Genomic DNA, 304 nt, shown 5'->3' on the forward strand with positions numbered 1-304 from the left:
AGATTTCCGAATGGGGAAACCCGGCCTTTTAGGTCATTGCATACTGAATACATAGGTATGCAAAGCGAACGCGGCGAACTGAAACATCTAAGTAGCTGCAGGAAAATAAATCAACCGAGATTCCCAAAGTAGTGGCGAGCGAAATGGGATGAGCCTGCATGATTTAGCATGACGCATAGTGGAACGGATTGGAAACTCCGGCCATAGCGGGTGATAGCCCCGTACACGAAATGCGATGTGTGGAACTAAGTATGCGACAAGTAGGGCGGGACACGAGAAATCCTGTCTGAACATGGGGGGACCA

General features: G+C 49.3%; 1 rRNA gene (cut by a window edge). It reads left to right on the plus strand.

The window, feature by feature from the left end:
• Positions 1–304 (plus strand): 23S ribosomal RNA (locus LMJ30_RS21940) (its annotated part extends 125 nt beyond the left edge of the window); the annotation flags it as partial.

It is taken from the genome of Massilia agrisoli, from assembly GCF_020831365.1.
In the GTDB taxonomy this organism is placed as follows: Bacteria; Pseudomonadota; Gammaproteobacteria; order Burkholderiales; family Burkholderiaceae_D; genus Telluria_A; species Telluria_A agrisoli.